Consider the following 13,079-nt stretch of genomic DNA (forward strand, 5'->3'; position numbering starts at 1 on the left):
GGCCGATGTAAGGTGCCGGTGCCACGGCCGGTCTTGTTTCCATACCCCCGAGAACACGGAGTTTCCATGCGCCACCCGTTCCGTCACGCCCTTCTCGCCTGCGTCCTCGCCCTCACGGCGCTGGGCGTGGTGCGGCCGGCAGCCGCCGCCCAGACCGCGCCGGAGTTCGCCGACATCGCCGCCTGGCACAACTCCAAGCCGCTGACCATGCGCCAGTTGCGCGGCAAGGTGGTCCTGATCGATTTCTGGGCGTATTCCTGCATCAACTGCCTGCGCACCCTGCCGCACGTCACCCGCTGGTACGACCAGTACAAGGACAAGGGCCTGGTGGTCGTGGGCGTGCATTCGCCGGAATTCCCGTTCGAGAAGCAGGAGGGGAACGTCCGCGACGCCATCGCGCGCTACGGCATCCATTACCCGGTGGCGCAGGACAACGATCTGGCCACCTGGGACGCCTGGCGCAACCAGTACTGGCCGGCGGAATACCTCGTGGACCAGCGCGGCAACGTCATCGCCCACCACTTCGGCGAGGGAAATTACCTGGAAATGGAGAACGCCATCCGCACCCTGCTGGGCCTTCCGCGACTGACGGACGCCGCGACCGCGGACAAGGACGCCCCCGACTTCACCCAACTGGGCTCGCCGGAGATGTATTTCGGCGCCGACCGCAGCCAGAACAATGCCAGCGCGGGCGGCGACCGCACCGGAACCCGTGATTTCACCGCGCCGTCCCGACTCGACCTCAATCGCTTCGCCCTCGTGGGCCGCTGGGAAATCGGCCGCCAGAACGCGAGCCTGGTCGGGCCCAGCGGCGAGATCCGTCTGCACTTCAAGGCGAAGAAGGTGCACATCGTGGCCAGCGCCAACGACCCGGTCACCCTCGAAGTGCTGGTCGACGGCAAGCCCCAGGCGCCCGTGACCGTGCAGAAATCGATGCTCTACACGCTCTACAGCGGCGAGGACTACAAGGACCACGTGCTGACGATCCGCGTCCCGAAGGCGAATTTCCACGCGTTTACCTTCACGTTCGGGTAAGGATCCCAAGGCTTTGTGTGGGAGCCGCTTCAGCGGCGATGGGTGCTCGCGACAGGCTTGCCCGCTGCCGCGGGATCGCCGGCAAAGCCGGCTCCCACACAAGGCGGCTCCCGAAACGTCAGGGTGCCGGCAGGTCTTGCAAGAGTGTTTCTTAAGATATATCGTACGACCACTACGTACGATATATCGGAGAACACCCATGCACTTCTTCCACCACCACCATCACCACGCCCACCGCCGGTTCCACGACGAACAGCTGCACGCCATCGGCCGGGGCGGTGGCCGCTTCGGCGGCGGGCCGTTCGGCTTTGACGATCGTGAGGGCATGCGCGGTGGCCGCGGCGGCGGCCGGTTCGGCGGTCGTATGTTCGGCAGCGGCGACCTGCGCCTCCTTCTCCTCGCGCTGATCGAGGAACAGCCCCGGCACGGTTACGAATTGATCCGCACCATCGAAGAGATGTTCGAGGGTCAGTACAGCCCCAGCCCCGGCGCCATCTACCCCACCCTCACCATGCTCGAGGAACTGGGCTATGCCCGCGTCGAGGCCGAAACCGGCGGCAAGAAGCTCTACGCCATCACCGAGGCCGGACACGCGTTCCTCGAAGAAAACCGTGACAGCCTGGATGCGCTGACGGAGCGCCTGCAGGTGATGTCGCGCCACATGCGCCGGATGAGCGTGCCCAACCCCATCCGCGAGGCCATGCACGTGCTCAAGCACCAGTTGATGAACCACCACAAGGGCTGGGACGACGACGAGGTGCGGCGCGTCGCAAAACTCATCGAGGCCACGGCGCGTGCCGTCGCGGAGCGCGAGGCATGACCGAACGTCACGCGATTGTGCGCGTGCGCCATGCGTTGAGGATGCGCCGGCTCCAGGTGTCGCGCGTGCGGCAACTCACGCCGCACATGGTTCGCGTGACCCTGGTGGGCCCGGATCTCGACGGCTTCGTGTCGGCCGCGCCGGACGACCACGTGAAAGTGTTCTTTCCCGTGGCGGACGGCGCGCTCAACCTGCCGACCCTGGGCCCCGAAGGCCCCGTTTATCCGGAGGGCGTCGAGCCCTCCCCCTCGCGCGACTACACTCCGCGCCGGTACGACGCGGCAGCGGGGGAACTGGATATCGACTTCGTACTGCACGGGGAGGGTCCGGCGTCGAGCTGGGCGGAACGCGCAAAGCCCGGCGACATGCTCGGCGTCGGCGGTCCGCGTGGCTCGATGGTGGTTCCCGACGACTACGATCATTACGTGCTCGTGGGGGACGCCACCGCCCTGCCCGCCATCGGCCGCTGGCTGGAGCAGATGAGGCCGGACGCGAAGGCCACCGTGCTCGTCGAGGTTCCCTCGCTCGACGACCGCCAGGCGCTCGCCCGTGACGCGCAGTGGTTCGTCACCGGCACCTCCCCGGGGCTGGACGAGGCGCTCGCCTCGCTTCCCATCCCCGAAGGCGACACCTTCTGGTGGGTGGCGGTCGAATCCTCGCGTGCCCGTGCGCTTCGTTCGCTGCTCGTGGAGCAACGCGGCATCGACAAGGACTGGGTAAAGGCCACGGGCTACTGGCAGGCAGACGCCCTGTAGGAGCGCGCATCACGATTCCTGCACGTCCCTTAATGCGGCCGTTGTCATGAACACATAACCTTGCCGCCGTTCACGATACCCCTAGGGCGACTCGGACGGAGGCGACATGATGCGGCGTGGCAGGAAAATACTGGCTTGGGTCCTCGGCATCCTTGTCCTGCTGATCGTGGCGATCGTGTTGTTCATCGCGTTCTTCGACTGGAACCGGCTGAAGCCCACCATCAACGAGAAGGTGTCGGAAGCCATCGGTCGGCCGTTCGCGATCAACGGCGACCTTTCGGCGCAGTGGTCGCGCGAGCCGGGCGAAGGTGGCCTGGTCGGGCTGATCCCGTGGCCGCACTTCACAGCGCGCGACATCACGGTGGCAAATCCGGACTGGGCCAAGGACAAGCATTTCGCCACGCTGGATTCGATCCAGTTCCGGCTTTCGCCCTTTCCCTTGATCGCCCATCGCATCGTGGTACCCGAGATTCGCCTGGGCCAGCCGCATGTGGCGCTGCAACGGCAGAAGAACGGCGACAACACCTGGACGTTCAAGCTTCCGGAAAGCACCGGCCCCTCCGACTGGCAGCTCGAACTCAACGCCATCGCCTTCGATAAAGGGCACATCGACCTCACCGATGCGATGACCCAGATCGCCATGGGCATCGACGTGACGCCGCTGGGCAAGGGCATTCCGTTCGATCAGATCATGGCCGAACAGGAGAAGGACGCACGCGCTCAGGCGAAGAAGATCACCGGGGCCAGCGCTAAGGCCCTCGCGAAGAGCGACGCGGACGAGAACGACCGCAAGGACGAGACCAAGAAGAAGCAGGTGTACTACTTCGCCTGGGATGCCAAGGGCACTTACAAGAAATCCACCGTAGCGGCCAAGGCCCGCACAGGCGGCGTGCTGGCGCTGCGCGATGCGGGCCGCCCGTTCCCCGTGCAGGCCGACGCCCGCTTCGGCGACACGCACATTGCTTTCGTCGGCACGCTTACCGACCCGCTGAACATGGGTGCGCTCGACGTTCGCCTCTGGTTCTCCGGCACGAGCATGTCGCATCTCTACGACCTCACGGGCGTCACTCTGCCCGACACGCCGCCGTTCGCTACCGAGGGCCACCTCAAGGCGAACCTGAAAAAGGGCGCCAGCGTCTATACCTACGAGAACTTCACCGGGCGCGTCGGCGGCAGTGACCTCGGCGGCAGCCTCGTCTTCGACACGCATGGCCAGCGCCCGAGCCTCACCGGCACGCTGAAGTCGAACCGGTTGCTTTTCAGCGACCTCGCACCGCTCGTCGGCGGCGGCTCCAACGAAGAGAAGGCCGAGCGCGGCGACGTCACCCGGCAGCCGCCCGACAAGGTGCTGCCGGTGGAACCGTTCAAGACAGACCGCTGGGACGCCATGGACGCGGATGTGCGCTTCACCGGCGTGAAGATCGTCCACGGGGAACGGTTGCCGATCGACAACCTGTCGACGCACCTGATCATGAAGGACGCGGTGCTCACCCTCGACCCCCTGAAGTTCGGTGTGGCCGGCGGCACGGTCGGAAGCAACATCCGCCTGGACGGCTCGAAAACCCCGATGAAAGGCGGTTTCAATCTCGGCGCGCGTCACCTGAAACTGAAGGAACTGTTCCCCACCTTCGAGCCGATGCAGACGAGCTTCGGCGAACTGAACGGCGATGCGTCGCTCACTGCCGTGGGCAACTCGCCCGCGGCGCTGCTCGGCAGTTCGAATGGCGAAGTAAAGCTGCTGATCAACGACGGCGCGATCAGCAGTTCGCTGCTGGAACTGGCAGGCCTCAACGTGGGCAGCTACGCGGTGAACAAGCTGTTCGGCGACGAGGTGGTGAAGATCAACTGCATGGCGGCGGATCTCGTGACCACCAACGGCGTAATGGAGTCGAAGCTGTTCGCGTTCGACACGGAAAAGGCGCTGATCAACGTGAACGGCGACATCGACTTCCGCAGCGAGAAGCTCAACCTGGACATCGTTCCGCACACCAAGGGCTTCCGCATCTTCTCGCTGCGCTCGCCGTTGTACGTCCACGGGACGATGAAGAACCCCTCCGTCGGTGTGCATGCCGGGCCGTTGATCCTGCGCGGCGGCGGCGCGGTGGCGCTGGCCGTGTTCGCGGCACCCATCGCGGCGCTCGCCCCGCTGGCGGTTCCGGAGAGCGGCAAGGCCGACGCCACGCAATGCAAGCCGCTGCTCGACGACCTGCGCAAGAACCCGCCGAAGGCGCCGCCGGCCGGCAAGAGCCGGGGCTGACGCTTGCCTTGAGAGAGCTTTCCCATCTGAGAGCCTGTGTGGGAGCCGGCTGTGCCGGCGATCCCGCGGCAGCGGGCAATCTTGCCGCGAGCCCCCATCGCCGCTGAAGCGGCTCCCACATAGAGCGGCCCCCACAGTAGCGCGGACCGATCGCGCAGGCGGTACACAAGCCGCGCCGCTTCGGGCAAGCTTCGCCGCATGTCGCCTTCCCGCAAAGCCCACCTGCATATCCACTTCTGCGTCCTGCTCTGGGGCTTCACCGCCATTCTCGGCAAACTCATCGCCTTGCCGGCGTTGCCGCTGGTGTGGTGGCGCATGTTGCTGGTGTCGGCCACCCTGCTCTGCGTGCCGCGCGTGTGGCGCGGGCTGCGGGCCATGCCGCCGCGACTGCTGGTTGCCTACGCGGGTATCGGCGTCCTGGTGTCGCTGCACTGGCTCACGTTCTATGCCGCGATCAAGCTCGCGAACGCATCCGTCGCCGCCACCTGCATCGCGCTGTGTCCCGCCTTCCTCGCCCTGGTGGAACCGTGGGTGGCCGGGCGTCGTTTCGATGCGCGCGAACTCCTGATCGGCGCTGCCGTGGTTCCCGGCGTGGCGCTCGTGGCCGGCGGGCTTCCGGGCGACATGCGCCTGGGCCTGGCCGTGGGCGTGCTTTCCGCGGTGTTCGTGGCGTTTTTCAGCGCGCTGAACAAGCGGCTCGTCGACCGGGCCGATTCGCTCACGGTCACCTGCGTGGAACTGGGCAGCGGTACGCTTTTTCTCACCCTGTTGGCGCCGTTGTTCGCGTCCCCGGCGTTTCCGCTGCCCGATCTCCACGACGGTGCGCTGTTGCTGGTGCTGGCCTATGGCTGCACGCTGCTGCCGTTCGCGCTGGCCCTCGCGGCGCTGCGCCATCTCTCCGCCTTCGCGACACAGATGGTGACGAACCTCGAACCCGTTTACGCGATCGTGCTCGCCATTCCGTTACTCGGGGAACAGCGGGAACTCGGCTGGACGTTTTATGTGGGCGTGACGATCATCCTGCTCGCCGTGTTCGCGCATCCCTGGCTGCATCGCGGGGAGAAGGCGGAACCGGCGGATCTGGTCGCGCCCTGACCAACTTCTGTGTGGGAGCCGGCTATGCCGGCGATCCCGCGCAGCGGGCAAACTCGCCGCGAGCACCCATCGCCGCTGAAGCGGCTCCCACACAAAGCAAGGCTGCTCCGTGTGGGAGCGGCTCCTGCAGAGACGACTCTTAGCTCAGGCGCGACCCCGGGCGCGCATCGTGCGCTGGCGGCGGGCGCGTTGGGCGGCGGAGCGGGTGGCGGGCTTTTTGCCGGGCGACGGGCGCCTGGCTCGCGAAGGCGGGCTGGAAGGATTCACTGGGAAACTCCGGAAACGGAACCGGGAGGGTCGATGCTCCGACCCTCCCGGTGAAGAACCCGCTAAAAGCGCGTCAGATGAGTTTGATTTCGCGCAGGCGTTCCTGCAGGTACTCGTGCGCCGTGATCGGCTCGGGGTACCGCTTCGGATTGTCCGGCGTGACGCACGACGGAAGCACATCCAGCACCACATCGGGATTCGGGTGCAGGAAGAACGGCACCGAGTAGCGCGGCTTGCGGGCGTTGTCGTCCTGCGGATTCGTGACGCGGTGCGTGGTCGACGGATACACGTGGTTCGTGAGCCGCTGCAGCATGTCGCCGATGTTCACCACGATGGCATCGCCTTCGGTGGTGATCGGCAACCACTCGCCTTCGCGCGTAAGCACCTCGAGGCCCGCGGCACTGGCGCCGACCAGCAGCGTGATGAAATTGATGTCCTCGTGCGCACCGGCGCGCACGTTGGGTACGTCGGCCTGCTCGATAGGCGGGTAATGGATCGGACGCAGGATGGAGTTGCCCGAATCGATCTTGTCGTCGAAGAAGTGCTCCGGCAGGTCGATGTGCAGGGCCAGCGCCCGCAGCACGCGCGCGCCGAGCTGGTCCAGCGCCTCGTAGATGCCATAGCCCTTTTCCTTGAAATCGGGCACTTCGCTGGGCCACACGTTCGGCGGCATCACGTCGGCGAATTTCGAGTCGCGCGGAATCTCGCGGCCGATGTGCCAGAACTCCTTCAGGTCGGCGAACTTGCTGTCCTTAGCGGTTTCCACCTTGAACGGCGTATACCCGCGCGCACCGCCGCCACCGGGAACGTGGTACTTGCGCTTCACCTCGTCCGGCAGCGCGAAGAAGCGCTGGAAAGCGTCGTACGCGCCGTCGATGGCTTCCTTCGGAATGCCATGGCCGCTGATGCAACAGAAGCCGAATTCGCGATAGGCCGCGCCCAGCTCGGCCACGAAGGCCTCGCGGTCGGTGTCGTAGCGGCGGATATCGAGGGTGGGAACCTTCTTCATGGCGTTTCCTGCAGGGAGGCGTGACGGAGCAGGCGCGCGGGGCGCGCCGCAACCCGTCGCTGGTGGTTCAGGCCGCGGCCTGGGCCGCCGATTTTACGGCGTCGGCCAGCTGCCCCGCCAGCCGATCCACTTCGGCCGCGTCGGCGGCCTCGATGGTCACGCGCACCAGGGGCTCCGTGCCCGAGGCGCGCAGCACCACGCGACCCCGCCCGTCGAGGGCAGCTTCCACCTCCGCCAGCGCCTGGCGGACGGTTTCCGTGCCGAGCGCGGCCTTGGCGCCCTCGACCCGGACGTTCACCATCGTCTGCGGCAGTTTGACCAGGCCCGCGCGTGCCTCGGCGAAGGTCTCGCCGGACTCGGCCAACACTTCGAGCAGGGCCAGCGCCGCGACGATACCGTCGCCGGTAGTGAAGCGGTCCAGGCACAGCACGTGGCCGGAGGTTTCCCCGCCCAGCACGCCGCCGTATTCCTTGAGCTGCTGCAGCACGTAGCGGTCGCCCACGTTGGCACGCACGAACGGGATGTCCAGTTGTTTCAGGGCGCGCTGGAGACCGTAGTTGCTCATCAGCGTGCCGACCACCGGCCCGGGAAGCGAGGCCCGTTTCTTCCAGTGGCGCGCGATCACGTAGAGCATGTCGTCGCCGTCGGTAACGGTGCCGTCGCGGTCCACCAGCCGCACGCGGTCGCCGTCGCCGTCGAAGGCGATGCCGAGGTCGGCGCCGCGCTCGACCACCGCGCGGGCCAGGGCCTCGGGAGCGGTGGAACCGACGCCGCGGTTGATGTTGAGACCGTCCGGCTCGGTGCCGATGGTGGACACGTCGGCGCCGAGGTCGCGGAAGACCTTGGGCGCGACCTGATAGGTGGCGCCATGGGCGCAGTCCAGCACGAGGCGCATGCCTGCGAGGGAGAAATCGTCCGACACCGTGGACTTGCAGAACTCGGCGTACCGCGTCACGGCGTCCTCGACGCGGCTGGCCTTGCCCAGCGCCTCGGAGGGCACCGTGGCGAATTCGGCGTCGAGTTCGGCCTCGATCTCGGCTTCCAGGGCGTCGTCCAGCTTCTCGCCCTGCCCGGAGAAGAACTTGATGCCGTTGTCCTGGTGCGGGTTGTGCGAGGCGCTGATGACGATGCCCGCATCCGCGCGGAGGGAGCGGGTGAGATACGCCACCCCGGGGGTGGGCATCGGGCCGAGCAGGCGCACGTTCGCCCCGGAGGCGACGAGTCCGGCTTCCAGCGCGGATTCGAACATGTAACCGGACACGCGGGTGTCCTTGCCGATCACCACCGTGACCTTGCGGGTGTGATCGCGGCGGTCCACGCCGGCGCCGGCACCGCGAAGGTCGGCGGCGCGCCTGCGCGCCAGCACGGCACCCGCGGCACGGCCCAGGCGGAGGATGAAGTCGGCACTGATCGGATAGGTGCCCACATGCCCGCGGATGCCGTCGGTGCCGAAATACTTGCGTTCGCTCATGGTCTTGATTCGTTCCTTCCGGAGTGCGCCGAGGATACTCCGGCACGGTGAACGGGCCGGATATGTCCGACGCCTTAGCTAGCCTGCCTAAGTGCGATTGCCAGCCTTGTGGGAGCCGCTTCAGCGGCGATCCCGCGGCAGCGGGCAACGTCGCGCGAGCACCCATCGCCGCTGAAGCGGCTCCCACACAAGGATTTCAATCGTCGTCGGGCCAGCGGGGCATGGCCGGCTTGTCGTTGCGGGGGGCGGTGTCCCCCGCCTTCACCGCGGCCCAGACGGCCAGGGCGTCGACGGTCGGGGCCACGTCGTGGACGCGAACCATCAGCGCGCCGCGCTGCACCGCGATCATGGCGGCCGCCACGGAGCCGTGGACACGGGCGGCCGGCTCGGTCCGCCCCGTGAGCGTGCCGATCATGCCCTTGCGGGAGGCGCCCACATAGGCCCCCGCGCCAAGCTCGGCGAAGCGCGCCGTGGCGCGCAGCAGCGCGAGGTTGTGTTCCAGCGTCTTGCCGAAACCCAGCCCCGGATCCACCAGCACCCGTCGCCGCTCGATGCCGGCGAGTTCGCAGGCGAAAAGGCGGTCGGTGAGGAAGCGATGGACTTCGCCGACCACGTCGTCGTACTCGGGCGCCTGCTGCATCGTGCGCGGTTCGCCCAGCATGTGCACCAGGCACACCGGCACGCGAAGTTCGGCCGCGGCATCCAGCGCGCCTTCGCGGCGCAGCGCGTACACGTCGTTGATCATGCCCGCGCCCGCGCCGACAGCGGCCCGCATCACCTCGGGCTTCGACGTGTCGACGGAGATCGGCAGGGTGGTGGCTGCCGCCAGGCGCTCGATGAGCGGAACGACCCGCCGGATCTCCTCTTCGACCGGAACCTCTTCGGCACCCGGGCGCGTGGATTCGCCGCCGACGTCGAGCATGTCGGCTCCCTCTTCTGCCAGCCTCATCGCATGCGCATAGGCGGCTTCGAGCGAGGCGTGCTGCCCGCCGTCGGAGAACGAGTCGGGCGTGGCGTTGACGATGCCGACGACGCGCGGACGGTCGAGGGCGAGCGAGCGGCCGTTGCAGTCCAGCACCGTGGCGAACGGATCGAAATTCATGCCGAACCCGGCTGCTGCCCGCCGATCGCGCCCATGAAACGCCGGTAATAGCGCAATTCGTCGATGGAATCGCGGATATCGGAAAGCGCTGTATGCGCCGAGTCCTTCGCGAACCCGCGGGCGATCTCCGGCGACCAGCGCCGCGAGAGCTCCTTCAGCGTGGACACGTCCAGGTTGCGGTAGTGGAAATAGCGTTCGAGCTTCGGCATCTCGCGGTGCATGAAGCGGCGGTCCTGACAGATGGAGTTGCCGCACATGGGCGACTTGCCGACGGGCACCCACTCGCGCAGGAAGGCGATGGTGGCTTCCTCGGCCTGTTCGGGCGAGGTGTCCGACTCCACGGCCCGGCCCCACAGGCCCGAGCGCATGTGCTGGTTGCGGTTCCAGGCATCCATCTGCTGCAGGCGGGCGTCCGAGTGCGATATGGCGAAGACCGGCCCCTCGGCGAGCACGTTCAGATCCTTGTCCGTCACGATGGTGGCGATTTCGAGGATGGAATCGTTGTCGGTGTCCAGACCGGTCATTTCCAGATCGATCCAGATGAGGTTGTCGTCGTTCGCAGGCGTCATGGGCACTCCCTTCTGTCAAGGGAGTCTAACCTGCCCGGGTATCGTGAGAACATGGCGGGATGGCCGAACCGACATTCTTCTGGCACGACTACGAAACCTTCGGTGCCGACCCGCGCCGCGACCGTCCCAGCCAGTTCGCCGGCATCCGCACCGATGCCAACCTGGAAGTGGTGGGCGAGCCGCTGATGATCTACTGCAAGCCGCCGCGGGACATGCCCCCGCAGCCGGCGGCCTGCCTGATCACCGGCATCGCCCCGCAGCTGGCCGAGCGCGAGGGCCTTCGGGAAGCGGATTTCGCGGCCGCGATCCACGAACAGATCGCCCTCCCCGGCACCTGCACCGTGGGCTACAACTCGCTTCGCTTCGACGACGAGTTCACCCGTCACCTGCTGTACCGCAATTTCTACGATCCGTATGGGCGGGAGTGGGAGAACGGCAATTCGCGCTGGGACCTCATCGACCTCGTGCGCATGTGCCAGGCGCTACGGCCGGAAGGCATCGTCTGGCCTACGCGCGAAGACGGCACGCCCAGCTTCAAACTGGAGCACCTGGCCACGGCCAACGGCCTGAAGCAGGAGCGCGCGCACGATGCGCTGTCCGACGTCGAAGCCCTGATCGCCCTGGCCCGCCTGATCCGCGGCAGGCAGCCCAAGCTATGGGACTGGTATTTCGCCCTGCGCCGCAAGCAGCGGGTGTTCGAATTGCTCGACGTGGCGGCCATGACGCCCGTGGTCCATGTGTCCTCGCGCTACCCGGCCAGCCGGCAGTGCCTCGCGGTGATCGTGCCGCTCGCCGCGCACCCCTCGCGTCCGGCGGAAGTGATCGTCTACGACCTCTCCGCCGATCCGGCCGATCTGCTGGCGCTGGACGATGAGGACGTGGCGGATCGCGTCTTCACCTCGCGCGCCGATCTGCCGGAAGGCGTGGAGCGCATCGCGCTGCGCACCGTCCGCGCGAACCACGCCCCGGCCCTGGCGCCGTTGTCGGTACTGAAGGACGTGGACCATGCCCGGCTCGGCCTCGACATGAACGCTGTGGAGCGGCACCTGGGCGCGCTGCGGCATGCCAGCGGGCTTGCGGAGAAGCTGCGGCGGATCTACGCGCGCGCCGGGGACATGCCGCCGGCCGAAGATCCCGAACTCGCGCTCTACGGTGGCTTCCTGCCCGACGCCGACCGCCGCCTGCTGGCCGACGTGCGTGCCACGCCGCCGGAGCAACTGGGCAGCCGCGCCTTTCCTTTCCGCGATCCGCGCTATCCGGAACTGCTGTTCCGCTACCGGGCACGCAACTGGCCGCAGACGCTCAGCCTCGAAGAGCAGCAGCGCTGGGAAGCCTTCCGCACGGACCGCCTGACCCGCCACGGCCCCCTCACCACCCTCACCCTCGACGACTACGACAACGAACTCGCCGCCCTGCGCGCCCTTCCGGGCGCCCCGCTCGCCCTGCTCGACGAGCTGGAAGCCTGGGGCCGCGAACTGCGCTGACCGACCATGCCCAAGACCTATTTCACGCCTTCCACTTTCCGCTTCTTCAAGTCGCTGGTTCGCAACAACAACCGCGAATGGTTCCAGGCGCACAAGGACGATTACGAGCGCCACGTGCGCGAGCCGTTCCTGGCCCTGATCGGCGATCTGGCCGCGCCGTTGCAGAAGATCAGCCCGCATTTCCGCGCCGACACGCGCAAGGTGGGCGGATCGCTCTACCGCATCCACCGCGACACGCGTTTCGCCAACGACAAGCAGCCGTACAAGGGCTGGCAGGGCTCGCGCTTCTTCCATGAGCGCCGCCACGAGATCCAGGCGCCCGGCTTCTACCTGCACATCCAGCCGGGCGAATGTTTCGTGGGTGGCGGCATGTGGCATCCGGAGCCGCCCGTGCTGAAGAAACTGCGGGAGTTCCTGGCCGACAATCCGGGGGCGTGGAAGCGCGCCACGCATTCGAAGGCGTTCGTGGAGCGCTTCACGTTCTGGGGCGAGAGCCTGTCGCGACCGCCGCGCGGTTTCGACGCGAACCACGAGCTGATCGAGGATCTGAAGCGAAAGAACTTCGCGGCCGGGCAGGATTTCGACGAGGCTCTGGCGTGTTCTTCCGAGTTGCTTCCGTTCGTGGTGGACAATTTCAAGCGTTTGGCGCCGATGGTGGATTACCTGTGTGCGGCGCAGGAGTTGGAGTTTTGAGGGCACGCCCAGCGTAGGAGCGCGCCCTGCGCGTTTATGCCCGCGTCGGGTACGACATCCTTTCGGGCCAGTCTCCACGCTTGCGCGCCAGCTCCAGGTCACGGCCTCAACACATGTCGCGCGCAGGGCGCGCTCCTACCGTTCGTAAAGCTCGATCGGCAAATCGTCCGGGTCTGCGAAGAACGTGAACCGTCGCCCCGTGTACTCGTCCACACGAATGGGCTCGCAGGTGACACCACGGTCCGCCAGTTTCGCCACCACAGCGTCGATGTCGCGCACGGAAAAAGCCAGGTGACGCAACCCCTGTGCCTCCGGTCGCGACGGCCGCTTCGGCGGCGATGGGAAGGAGAACAGTTCCAGCTGCACGCCGGGGCTCACTTCGAGGTCGAGCTTCCACGAATCGCGTGCCTCGCGGTATGCCTCGTGGATTACCTTCAACCCCAGCACTTCCGTATAGAACGCTTTCGACCGCTCGTAATCGGAGCAGATCAGCGCCACATGATGGATGGCTTCGAGCACCAG

The 13,079-nt window shown here is 66.9% G+C and carries 12 protein-coding genes; 7 read left to right on the top strand and 5 right to left on the bottom strand.

Features of this window, described 5'->3' with window-relative positions; translation table 11 throughout:
- Window positions 1-66: 66 nt before the first annotated feature.
- The 5 genes from HBF26_RS13590 to HBF26_RS13610 all read left to right on the top strand — a co-directional run bounded on the left by HBF26_RS13590 (window position 67) and on the right by HBF26_RS13610 (window position 5,962).
- Entirely contained in the window at window positions 67-1,035 is a 969-nt protein-coding gene (locus HBF26_RS13590; protein ID WP_167127474.1) for a thioredoxin family protein, read from the top strand.
- Window positions 1,036-1,234: 199 nt separating this feature from the next.
- The gene (locus HBF26_RS13595) at window positions 1,235-1,855 is read left to right on the top strand and encodes a PadR family transcriptional regulator (protein WP_167127476.1); all 621 of its coding nucleotides are present in this window, start codon (window positions 1,235-1,237) and stop codon (window positions 1,853-1,855) included.
- Window positions 1,852-2,610 (top strand): siderophore-interacting protein, encoded by a 759-nt coding sequence (locus tag HBF26_RS13600; RefSeq protein WP_167127479.1) that lies wholly within the window; start codon window positions 1,852-1,854, stop codon window positions 2,608-2,610. Before HBF26_RS13595 ends, HBF26_RS13600 begins: the two co-directional genes overlap by 4 nt.
- Window positions 2,611-2,716: 106 nt before the next feature.
- Window positions 2,717-4,867, top strand: coding sequence for an AsmA family protein (locus HBF26_RS13605; protein ID WP_240151357.1), 2,151 nt, complete (start codon window positions 2,717-2,719; stop codon window positions 4,865-4,867).
- 198 nt (window positions 4,868-5,065) lie between these two features.
- Window positions 5,066-5,962 carry a DMT family transporter gene (locus HBF26_RS13610; RefSeq protein WP_167127482.1) on the top strand — a complete coding sequence of 299 codons (897 nt, stop codon included), beginning with the start codon at window positions 5,066-5,068 and terminating at the stop codon, window positions 5,960-5,962.
- A 340-nt stretch (window positions 5,963-6,302) separates the two neighbouring features.
- Here HBF26_RS13610 and HBF26_RS13615 read toward each other — a convergent pair whose 3' ends face one another.
- From HBF26_RS13615 to orn, 4 genes are all read right to left on the bottom strand, one after another.
- A complete protein-coding gene (locus HBF26_RS13615; RefSeq protein WP_167024013.1) occupies window positions 6,303-7,238 on the bottom strand; it encodes an isopenicillin N synthase family dioxygenase in 936 nt (311 codons plus the stop codon).
- 67 nt (window positions 7,239-7,305) lie between these two features.
- A complete protein-coding gene (gene glmM, locus HBF26_RS13620; protein WP_167127485.1) occupies window positions 7,306-8,709 on the bottom strand; it encodes a phosphoglucosamine mutase in 1,404 nt (467 codons plus the stop codon).
- 196 nt (window positions 8,710-8,905) lie between these two features.
- The gene (folP, locus tag HBF26_RS13625; protein WP_167127488.1) at window positions 8,906-9,811 is read right to left on the bottom strand and encodes a dihydropteroate synthase; all 906 of its coding nucleotides are present in this window, start codon (window positions 9,809-9,811) and stop codon (window positions 8,906-8,908) included.
- Window positions 9,808-10,380: an oligoribonuclease gene (orn, locus tag HBF26_RS13630; RefSeq protein ID WP_167127491.1), complete on the bottom strand. Its 573-nt coding sequence runs from the start codon at window positions 10,378-10,380 to the stop codon at window positions 9,808-9,810. The genes folP and orn overlap by 4 nt, the downstream gene beginning before the upstream one ends.
- A 59-nt stretch (window positions 10,381-10,439) precedes the next feature.
- On the opposite strand from orn, the gene sbcB reads away from it, so the two are divergent.
- Window positions 10,440-11,864: an exodeoxyribonuclease I gene (sbcB, locus tag HBF26_RS13635; RefSeq protein WP_167127494.1), complete on the top strand. Its 1,425-nt coding sequence runs from the start codon at window positions 10,440-10,442 to the stop codon at window positions 11,862-11,864.
- Between the two features lie 6 nt (window positions 11,865-11,870).
- Window positions 11,871-12,557 carry a DUF2461 domain-containing protein gene (locus HBF26_RS13640; protein WP_167127497.1) on the top strand — a complete coding sequence of 229 codons (687 nt, stop codon included), beginning with the start codon at window positions 11,871-11,873 and terminating at the stop codon, window positions 12,555-12,557.
- Between the two features lie 135 nt (window positions 12,558-12,692).
- Here HBF26_RS13640 and gloA2 read toward each other — a convergent pair whose 3' ends face one another.
- Window positions 12,693-13,079 carry an SMU1112c/YaeR family gloxylase I-like metalloprotein gene (gene gloA2 / locus HBF26_RS13645; RefSeq protein WP_167128033.1) on the bottom strand — a complete coding sequence of 129 codons (387 nt, stop codon included), beginning with the start codon at window positions 13,077-13,079 and terminating at the stop codon, window positions 12,693-12,695.

It is taken from the genome of Luteibacter jiangsuensis, assembly GCF_011742555.1.
In the GTDB taxonomy this organism is placed as follows: Bacteria; Pseudomonadota; Gammaproteobacteria; order Xanthomonadales; family Rhodanobacteraceae; genus Luteibacter; species Luteibacter jiangsuensis.

Bases quoted from the DNA above. Each gene is read 5' to 3' on its own strand.
- HBF26_RS13590 (WP_167127474.1), top strand. From the start codon at position 67: ATGCGCCACCCGTTCCGTCACGCCCTTCTCGCCTGCGTCCTCGCCCTC.
- HBF26_RS13595 (WP_167127476.1), top strand. From the start codon at position 1,235: ATGCACTTCTTCCACCACCACCATCACCACGCCCACCGCCGGTTCCAC.
- HBF26_RS13600 (WP_167127479.1), top strand. From the start codon at position 1,852: ATGACCGAACGTCACGCGATTGTGCGCGTGCGCCATGCGTTGAGGATG.
- HBF26_RS13605 (WP_240151357.1), top strand. From the start codon at position 2,717: ATGATGCGGCGTGGCAGGAAAATACTGGCTTGGGTCCTCGGCATCCTT.
- HBF26_RS13610 (WP_167127482.1), top strand. From the start codon at position 5,066: ATGTCGCCTTCCCGCAAAGCCCACCTGCATATCCACTTCTGCGTCCTG.
- HBF26_RS13615 (WP_167024013.1), bottom strand. From the start codon at position 7,238: ATGAAGAAGGTTCCCACCCTCGATATCCGCCGCTACGACACCGACCGC.
- glmM (WP_167127485.1), bottom strand. From the start codon at position 8,709: ATGAGCGAACGCAAGTATTTCGGCACCGACGGCATCCGCGGGCATGTG.
- folP (WP_167127488.1), bottom strand. From the start codon at position 9,811: ATGAATTTCGATCCGTTCGCCACGGTGCTGGACTGCAACGGCCGCTCG.
- orn (WP_167127491.1), bottom strand. From the start codon at position 10,380: ATGACGCCTGCGAACGACGACAACCTCATCTGGATCGATCTGGAAATG.
- sbcB (WP_167127494.1), top strand. From the start codon at position 10,440: ATGGCCGAACCGACATTCTTCTGGCACGACTACGAAACCTTCGGTGCC.
- HBF26_RS13640 (WP_167127497.1), top strand. From the start codon at position 11,871: ATGCCCAAGACCTATTTCACGCCTTCCACTTTCCGCTTCTTCAAGTCG.